Source organism: Candidatus Albibeggiatoa sp. nov. BB20, from assembly GCA_016744725.1.
GTDB lineage: Bacteria > Pseudomonadota > Gammaproteobacteria > Beggiatoales > Beggiatoaceae > Albibeggiatoa.
This window is the reverse complement of sequence record JADGDW010000037.1, coordinates 21,120-30,451: the sequence shown is the minus strand read 5'-3', so window position 1 is coordinate 30,451 and position 9,332 is coordinate 21,120. Positions and strand designations below refer to the sequence as shown.

Genomic DNA, 9,332 nt, shown 5'->3' with positions numbered 1-9,332 from the left:
TTTTTATCCTTATTCCTCACGTCCCTCTATTTCTCATTACTACAAATCATGATAGGATTTACGCCATTATTCAAATTTTTCTTCTGGGATACTGTTATGCAACTCAAAAAATTGCGTTTTATATTGGTTGCAGCCATATTTGTGTTGGCTATCACCCTACTTCCCTTAGTGTTCAGCCCTTATGCCCAACTCCAAGCGCAAGAACAAACTGATTTAGAAGTGATTCCTGAATTATCAGAGCCTGCGACCCATACGCCCGATTTTCAGCAACAGCTCGATCAAATGGTCACCAATTCACAAATGACCCAAGCTGCTTTGCAGGCGATTCGTACTCAATTTGACCAGTTACAACAAATCCAAACTGATTTGAAATCTGATTATGCAGCGCAACTGGAAAAAATGGAAAATGATGCGGCGGGCAAATTAGATGCTTTAAAACAAACCCAAGCTGAGTTAGAAGCCAAATATCAAACCGAGGCGGCATTGCAAGCAGAATATGATAAAAAAGTTGAGGCGATACAAACCGAAGCTGATTTACATTTAGTTGAAGCCTTGCAAGCCAATGAAGATTTAACCGTGGCGTATGAAAAACGTTTAGAAGAAATTCAAGCTCAGAATGCAACCGCGTTGGAACAGCAAAAATCGACTATTCGCACCGAATTGGCAACTGAACAACAGAGCAAATTTGAGCGTTTAAGCAAACAACTCAAAAATAGTGAAAAACGTTTGCGTGACACTGAAATGCGCTTAGTGGAAAGTTTACAGGAATTGGAAGCGTTGAAATATCAGCAACAAACTAAATGTGCAGAGGATTTAAATCAAACCAAACAACAAAATGAGCAACTCAAGCAACAATATGAAGTAAAAATCTCAGCTCAACAACAAAAATATACAACATTAGAACACAGCTTACAGCAGGAACAACAAACTTTAGCCAAGGCTTTGGAACAACAGAAAGTCTGGAAATCACATCACGCAAAAGCCCTGCAGCGGGTACAACTTGGCGTTGAGCAACAGGTAACAGAACGCACGGCTAAATTACGTGAAAAGCTCAAAACAGAACGCAAGCAAAAACAAGATTGGCGGGAAAAATACAGTGAATTAAAACAGTTGTGGCAAGGTACGGAAAACGCTTGGGAAAAAACGCAACAAGAATTAAGCCAGAGTAAAGAAAAACAAAGCACCACTCAACAACAATTGAAAATCACGTGTCAAGCTTTGGAGACAGAGCAAAAACAAGCAGTGGCTTCTCGGCAGCAATTACAAACGGCTCAACAACAAATTGAGACCTTAAATATGGCATTAGCAAATCCAAAATGTGAAGGTTTAAATCAATGTGAGCAAAATTTAAATAAAGTTCAAAGTAATGACATGCCACGCTTAGAGGCTGAAAAACAACATTTAATTGATTATTATCAGAATCTGTTGCAGCAAAAACAGCAAGAAGCCCAAATTATGCAGCAGGCTTTGGTGGAAAAATTACAGAACAATATGGATTTAACTTCACCCACAATTCAGGTGGAAAAAATCACGGATATGGCAAAGCGAGATTGTCAGCATCAATTACAACGTTTGGAGTTACAAAGTGAAACGGTGCAACAGGCTTTAGCAAATCAATTGCATCAAACCCAACAAACTCACCGTCAACAGCAACAACAGCTATATGATACGCAAGCCAGATTACAGCAATTACAAGCCCAATGCGGAATTGAAGTAGAGAGTTGGGACTTAATGCCAAATGTGCTCAATGAGCAGCCTTTAGTCGATTCAAGCAAAGTGGCACAATTAAAGCAAGACTATAAACAACAATTACAATTATTACAGCAGCAACATCAAGAACGTTTGCAAACGATGTTACAAGCCAAACAAGCTACCCAACAATCGTATGAAATGCAATTACAACAGGCGCAAGATTTGTTAAACCAAACCCAAGTTGAATTAGCTAAATTACGCGAAAAAGGCAAAGCATCTTTAAGTTTAGAGCAACTACGTGAAGAATATTTGCAAAAAATCCAAATTTTGAATGAAACAGTTGAAAAATTAGAACAACAACAATCTGAACGGTTACAAAAACAATCGGAACAAGTACAGCAATTAGAACAAGAGTTACAGCAAACTCAGCAACAATTAGAACAAAGTGAAGCCCATTTACAGCAAACCCAGCAGCAATTAGAACAAAGTGAAACCCATTTACAAGAAGCGCAGTTATTAGAACAGAATTTGCGCGAAGAATATAATGCTAAGCAAAGTGAGATGCAGCAAGAATTTGAAGCAACATTGCACCAGCATGATAATGTGGAATTAGGCTATGCAGCCGCTTTGCAAAAAAACAAACAGCAAGTTGAATCATTGCAACAAGAATTAGACACCAGTAAACAAGAAGTCATTCAATTACATAAAACCATTCAATTAAAACATCAAGTTCAAGTTGAAAAGCTATTAGAACAATTAGAACAATCTCAACAAGTATTAAGCAATCAACAAGCTAAATTACAAAAAACACAGGTACAATTACAACAAGCACGTTTACAGTCAGATAATTTAAATGTACATCATGAGCAAGCATTACAAAAAATCCAGCAAAAAGCCAATCAGGAACAGCAACAATTATTAAATACGCAAACTAAATTACGCGCAGGTTATGCAGAGTTACAACAAAAATATGAACAAGAAATTAGCACTTTAAAACAACAATTAAGCCATGCAGAACAAAATTTAGAAGCAAAGCAGCAGCAATTAAGCGGTGTTAAACAAGAACAACAAGACCAACAACAACATTTACAAGATGCACAGCAACAATTACAAGTGATGCGTCAGGAATTAGAAAAAGCTGAGACACAATTTAATAAAGTATTAGCAGAATTAGATGATATTCACGAACAGCATGAAATTACGTTAGCAAAAAAACAAGATTTAGAAGTGCGTTTAGCGGATTTACAAACGGGATTAAGCCAAGAAAATACCCAATTATCCCAACGCCATAAAGAGTTACTACGAGCTCATCACGCTTTGCAGGATAAACATGAAAGACAAATTACAGCCATACAGTCGGCTCAACTAGGGTATACGCAACGCATGGATGATGCGGATGCAACTATTGCTGAATTAGCATTGCAAAAACAGAAATTACAATTATTGTCTGAGCAAAAAACCACACAATTAGATATTGTTGAGCAAAATTTACAACAAGCTGAACATAAAATTGCCCAATATGCACAGAAAATCCGCAGTTTAGAAGATGCCTTAGTCAAAACCAAATTAGCTAAAAAATCAATGTTCAAACAAGCTAAATCATTACAAAAAAATCAATTATCACGTTTAAATAAAACCCAAACGACTTTGCAGCAAGCACAACAACAAGTCGCCAATCTACAAGTCAAGTTAGCAGGTAGCCAACAATCAGAACAAGCATTAAGCCAACAAGTTGCGCAATTAACCCAAGCCAAGCAACAGCTTGAAGCATTACAAACAGAATCTGAAGTGACACAAGCTAAATTACAACAATATCAAACGCAATTGCAGCAAGAACATAAAAAATTATTAAACCAATCCAATGATATTAGCCACACGGCAACCCAATTACATCAACAAGTTGAGCAATTAAAAACCGCATTAACCGAAGGCGAACAGCAACAACAAGCTTTACAAACTCAGTTACAAACGGCGCAAAATGAAAAAGATGAATTGCAGCAACATTATGATGGACAAATCACAGTGATGTTGCAACAAGCGAAAGCTTCACGCCAATTGATTGATCGTTTGCAAGAACAAATGCAGTTAACCGTGACCAATCAAAGTGATTTACAACATGATTATGATAGTCAAGTCGGTGGTTTACAGAAAAAATTGTATAAAGCACAGGCTTTAGCTCAAAAAGCGGAAAAGCAATTAACGGAAAAACAACAAGCTTATGTTGAGTCGCAAAAACAGCTCGCTAAAATGAAAATGAATTTAGATGATTTACAGATACAAGAAGCACAATATAATCAAGAAATTGCACACAAAGAACACCAGCTAGGGCAGCAAAAGCAACAGTTTCAGCAACAAATTGAAACCTTACGTGCCCAACAGCCTACAACAGTGCCTTCTTCGATTACCGAAGTATTCCAAAATCAATGGCGTAGTATGAATGAAAAATGTATGAATGAGCTACAGAAAACCAAAACGGAATTGGCTTCGACACAACAGGCAATTAAAACTTTTTGGCAGGGTGCACAAACTGCTGAATAATATGGTTAGGCGGCTGTTTTCAAATTAAAATTTAAGAATTAGTCATCTAAAACCCCATAGCACTATATTATAATTAAGCTAAAAATGGATAGTGATGAGCGATGTTTAATCCCACTGAGTTACTAATTGACGGTTTTGTAGATCAACTTGAAACCGCTTATACACGTAATTATGGAAGTCTTGAAGCTTCTAACGGTTCTATTATTGCGTGGGCTGGGCGTATGGCACTAGAGCATTTTGCAAACAGTGATGCGCTTTACCACAATGTAGAACATACCATTATGGTCACGCTTGTTGGACAAGAGATTTTACGCGGTAAACATATCCGTGAAGGTGGGGTCTCTCATCGTGATTGGTTAAATTTCATTATTTCCCTGTTGTGCCATGATATTGGCCATGTTAGAGGTATTTGCCGCGATGACCGCGAAGGCTGTTATACCACAGGGATTAGAAATGAAATGGTTGTATTGCCTGAAGGGGCTACCGATGCATCTATGTCACCTTATCATATTGATAGAGGTAAACTTTTTGTTCGGGAACGCTTTGGTGGCAACCCTGTCATTGATGCTGAGGTGATTGCAGCCAATATTGAGCTGACTCGTTTTCCTGTACCGAATGATACCGATCATCAGGCAACAGGGACTTACCCCGGCTTAGTTCGCGCTGCGGATTTAATCGGTCAGTTAGCGGACCCAAATTATTTGCGTAAATTGCCCGCTTTGTATTATGAATTCCAAGAAACAGGTGTAAACCAGCAATTAGGCTATGGTTCTCCTTTGGATTTACGACGCAATTATCCGCAGTTTTACTGGAATATGGTCAACAGCTATATTCAAGATGGATTGCGCTATTTACGGGTGACGCAGGAAGGTAAGCAATGGATAGCCAATTTATATGCCCATGTGTTTTCTTCTGAGCATAAAGAGTTTTATAACTTTTGAGTCACTTAGGTGTTCTGTATTTTGATTCTTACAGCCAGCACAGAACATCTAAACCGCCGTCTCATTGGTTATAGTCAATTTTGGTTTGTATGTTAGGACTGGCAATCCTTTTATACTTTAAATATCAATTACTTTAAAATAAAACGATTATAATCTCATATTGCTAACCATCTTGCCGTACTGATAACAAGTGATGGAATATAGCCAGCCAATCGCTTCAACTCCATTTTTTGTAGATTCTAATGCCATATTCATTTGTGGCTACCATCTCTAATACGATCATTGAAATGGCCAAGTTTTTCATAAGCATCCATTTCATCATCATTGTAATTTTTTTAACGATTTTCGAATCTGACTGCCCTAAAAATCACCTTGCGAGCTGTTTTATTAACTCACCTTACGTAAATAGAAGAACTTTTCATTTAATGTAGGGTGGAATAGCGCAGCGTTTTCCACCAAAATATGCAATACGCTTGAGATGGTGGAATACGGTGAGAGAGAGTTTATTAATAATAACTAACATCAAAGGCTCATCTATTCCACCCTACTCTTTCAAACTTTTTTTCATTTTGCGCAACATGAGTTATTCAGTATAAATTTACTGTTAAACTAGAAAGCTGAGTTAAATTAAAGCCTCAGTTTGTAATTAAGATACTATGGACACAAGATATGACGACAGGTGACGAATTTAAAACACTTTATAATGGCAGTTTTAGCAGTGCTTTACGTTGGCCACAACTGGATGCGTTGTGGGAACAAGTGAAAATCCAACCTCAATATTGGTATATTTACTGCGTTGGTGAGTCATTGCCTAATCAAACGGCGACAGCAGACACCTTACTGGCTTTTATTCAAGAAATCGATAAACTATTGCATCAAGAGCATGATTATGATTACTGCGGTATTGTCTATGCAGATAATCTGACGCAACCCAGTTTGATTAAAATCTATGACCCTAGTAATCTTGGAGCATCCTGTGGTTCTAGCGGCCAAAAAGTCGAACCTCGGTGGATACTGTCGAAAATAATACCACAACAAATTCAAGATGATGCCCCGTTGCCTATGAATAGAAAACGCTGGTGGTCTCATTTATTTACAAAATAATACATTTCACTATTACCCGGCTCCACTCAAATTACAGTACAATCTCGCTCCCATTAGATATAAACTAGTGTGTGCGAAGTTTGCATTGCCTGCAAATATGACCAAATATTGTAGGTAAAAAATAATGAAGAGGTAGGCTACTTTATTAACGAGAGAGGTTTAAACTATGGAAAGTGACGCTACGTTGGTTCAACGCAGACATAAACTTCCTTTTATTCAACATACGAAAAATGGCTTATGCTACTGGAAAGTTGAGCCAACAGGTGAATATGAAACAGATAATCGTTTGGGTGGCAGCTATGCAATTTTGGCCGTAAACTACATGCGTGAGAGAAATTTTGCGTCTTTACTCGGATGGATTATTCAAGACATGTCAACTTATGGCAATGATGCTGATAGAGAGATGCGGATGGGATTTTGTCAGATGCTTGCTGATATCCTTATTCACTAAAAAATAATTTAACTATATGTTTTAAAATAAAAAAATACCTATAAAAACTCGGGCTCTCCGCAATCAACACTTGCGGCTTCGCATCGAAAATCAAAAATCGAAAATCGAAAATGTGATAAGCTATACAAAATGACTTATCTTATTGCTAACCTTTATGATTCACGCCACTTTAAGCCAAATTAACCCCATTTTATCAGCCCAACACATTGGTCAAGATGTCACATTTACTGGATGTGGCACTGACACACGTCAAGACTTAACAGGACAACTTTTTGTTGCATTGCGTGGTGAGCGATTCGATGCTCATGCGTTCACTGATAAAGCACAACAGCAAGGTGCAATCGCGTTATTGGTTTCGCAAGCTGTGAGCACAGATTTACCTCAAATCATTGTCCAAGATACCCGTTTAGCCTTGGGGCAACTCGCCCATTTTTGGCGGCAACAATTTGATATACCTGCGATTGCAGTTACAGGCAGTAATGGAAAAACAACGACAAAAGAAATGTTAAAAGCCATTTTTGCTCAACAAGGTCAAGTGCTGGCAACTGAGGGGAATTTTAATAATGATATTGGCTTACCGCTGACGTTATTTAATCTCGCGGAACATCATGATAGTGCAATACTTGAAATGGGCGCTAACCATACGGGTGAAATTGGCTATTTAACTAAAGTGGCGCAACCCAATGTTGCAATGATTACTCAATGTGCGCCCGCACATCTTGCAGGTTTTAAAACGATTGAAAATATTGCAGAAGCCAAAGGAGAAATATTCTCTGGGTTGACAGCAGATGGCATCGCAGTGATTAACCATGAGGATAGGTTTGCCGCATTTTGGCGTGAATTAGCTCAGCCTCATCCTGTAATTCAATTTGGCTTATCGTCCCATGCGGATATTTATGCGAGTCAAATTCAATTGTCTACTGTCGAAAGCAGTTTTGAGCTGAATACGTTTAAAGGCCAAATTCAAGTTTGCTTACCACTTGCAGGACAGCACAATATTATGAATGCGCTGGCTGCCGCTGCTTGTGCATTAGCTTGTGATGTAGAGCTAGATATAATTAAACAAGGTTTAGAATTCATGCAGCCTGTGGCAGGTCGTTTGCAGACATTTACAGGTTTAAACCATAGCATCTTAATCAATGATACCTATAATGCAAATCCAACTTCATTTAAAGCAGCTCTGGCTGTGTTGCACCAATACCCAACACCACGTTGGCTGGTTATGGGTGATATGGGGGAATTAGGTTTAGAAAGTACGACATTGCATCAAGAAATTGGTGAGCTTGCTTATAAAATGGGTATAGAAAAATTATGGGCAATCGGCAATTACAGCTGCTATGCAGTTGACAGTTTTCAAGGTCAAGCCCAGCATTTTACAACACATGAAGCTTTGCTTGAAGCTCTGAGTATCGCACTGATGAAACAATCTCATGTTACGCTACTGCTTAAAGGGTCGCGTTCCATGATGATGGAAAAAATTACTTTTGGATTACGGGTAGAGGACGGCCATGCTGCTTTGGTTAAGTGATTATTTAGCAACTTATTATTATGACGGCTTTTTTGTCTTTCAATATCTTACGTTACGCGCCATTCTTAGTGTTTTGACTGCCCTGTTTATCTCTTTGCTGGTTGGCCCTTTTTTGATTCATCATTTAAAGGTTAATCAAATTGGTCAGAGTATCCGAGAAAATGGGCCGCAGAGCCACTTAAGCAAATCAGGTACACCCACAATGGGCGGTGCATTGATTCTGGTTGCGATCACCCTCACTACTTTATTATGGGGAGATTGGTCTAATCGATTTATTTGGATTGTATTGGGGACGACATTAGCATTTGGCCTGATTGGTTGGCTGGATGATTATCTGAAAATTTCTAAGCAGAATTCTAAAGGTTTATCAGCAAAACATAAGTATTTTTGGCAATCTGTATTTGGTCTGGTGGTCGCCATTGTGCTCATTATGACCGCAGGCACATTTGCTGAAACCACTTTGATTATTCCTTTTTTCAAGGATATTCAAATTCCTTTAGGCCTATGGGGCTTTATTGGGTTAACTTATCTTTTTGTTGTAGGCTATAGCAATGCGGTGAATTTAACCGATGGTTTAGACGGTCTTGCCATTATGCCAACCGTTTTAGTTGCTGGAGGATTAGGTATTTTTGCTTATCTAGCAGGACATTGGACATTTGCTAATTATTTAATGGTACCTTATATCGCTGGAGCGGGTGAAATTACCATTCTTTGTGGTGCAATTGTAGGGGCAGGCCTTGGTTTTTTATGGTTTAACACTTATCCAGCTCAAGTTTTTATGGGAGATGTGGGTGCATTAGCACTTGGGGCTGCACTAGGCATTATCGCTATTTTAGTTCGACAAGAAGTTGTACTGATTATTATGGGCGGTGTATTTGCAATGGAGACTGTATCCGTGATTTTGCAAGTTGCTTCATTTAAATTAACGGGACGGCGTATTTTCCGTATGGCACCATTGCACCATCACTATGAATTAAAAGGTTGGCCTGAACCACGTGTCATTGTACGGTTTTGGATTATTACCGTGGTTTTGGTTTTAATTGGTCTAGCAACGCTTAAGGTGCGCTGATTTCAATTA

Annotated in this window: 6 protein-coding genes; all 6 read left to right on the top strand. The window is 38.5% G+C overall.

The features are described from left to right. Positions 1–96: 96 nt before the first annotated feature. The 6 genes from ABXH34_RS06315 to mraY all read left to right on the top strand — a co-directional run bounded on the left by ABXH34_RS06315 (position 97) and on the right by mraY (position 9,323). Entirely contained in the window at positions 97–4,230 is a 4,134-nt protein-coding gene (locus ABXH34_RS06315) for a coiled-coil domain-containing protein (protein ID WP_353571020.1), read from the top strand. A gap of 101 nt (positions 4,231–4,331) precedes the next feature. Further along, the gene (locus ABXH34_RS06310) at positions 4,332–5,171 is read left to right on the top strand and encodes an Npun_R2479 family HD domain-containing metalloprotein (RefSeq protein WP_353571019.1); all 840 of its coding nucleotides are present in this window, start codon (positions 4,332–4,334) and stop codon (positions 5,169–5,171) included. Between the two features lie 669 nt (positions 5,172–5,840). Then, the gene (locus ABXH34_RS06305) at positions 5,841–6,275 is read left to right on the top strand and encodes a hypothetical protein (protein ID WP_353571018.1); all 435 of its coding nucleotides are present in this window, start codon (positions 5,841–5,843) and stop codon (positions 6,273–6,275) included. Positions 6,276–6,441: 166 nt separating this feature from the next. Further along, positions 6,442–6,726, top strand: coding sequence for a hypothetical protein (locus ABXH34_RS06300; RefSeq protein ID WP_353571017.1), 285 nt, complete (start codon positions 6,442–6,444; stop codon positions 6,724–6,726). 154 nt (positions 6,727–6,880) lie between these two features. Continuing rightward, positions 6,881–8,254 (top strand): UDP-N-acetylmuramoyl-tripeptide--D-alanyl-D-alanine ligase, encoded by a 1,374-nt coding sequence (locus ABXH34_RS06295; protein ID WP_353571016.1) that lies wholly within the window; start codon positions 6,881–6,883, stop codon positions 8,252–8,254. Then, complete coding sequence (mraY, locus tag ABXH34_RS06290) at positions 8,235–9,323, top strand: phospho-N-acetylmuramoyl-pentapeptide-transferase (RefSeq protein ID WP_353571015.1); 1,089 nt, start codon at positions 8,235–8,237, stop codon at positions 9,321–9,323. The genes ABXH34_RS06295 and mraY overlap by 20 nt, the downstream gene beginning before the upstream one ends. Positions 9,324–9,332 lie beyond the last annotated feature (9 nt).

Bases quoted from the DNA above. Each gene is read 5' to 3' on its own strand.
- ABXH34_RS06315 (WP_353571020.1), top strand. From the start codon at position 97: ATGCAACTCAAAAAATTGCGTTTTATATTGGTTGCAGCCATATTTGTG.
- ABXH34_RS06300 (WP_353571017.1), top strand. From the start codon at position 6,442: ATGGAAAGTGACGCTACGTTGGTTCAACGCAGACATAAACTTCCTTTT.
- ABXH34_RS06310 (WP_353571019.1), top strand. From the start codon at position 4,332: ATGTTTAATCCCACTGAGTTACTAATTGACGGTTTTGTAGATCAACTT.
- mraY (WP_353571015.1), top strand. From the start codon at position 8,235: ATGCTGCTTTGGTTAAGTGATTATTTAGCAACTTATTATTATGACGGC.
- ABXH34_RS06305 (WP_353571018.1), top strand. From the start codon at position 5,841: ATGACGACAGGTGACGAATTTAAAACACTTTATAATGGCAGTTTTAGC.
- ABXH34_RS06295 (WP_353571016.1), top strand. From the start codon at position 6,881: ATGATTCACGCCACTTTAAGCCAAATTAACCCCATTTTATCAGCCCAA.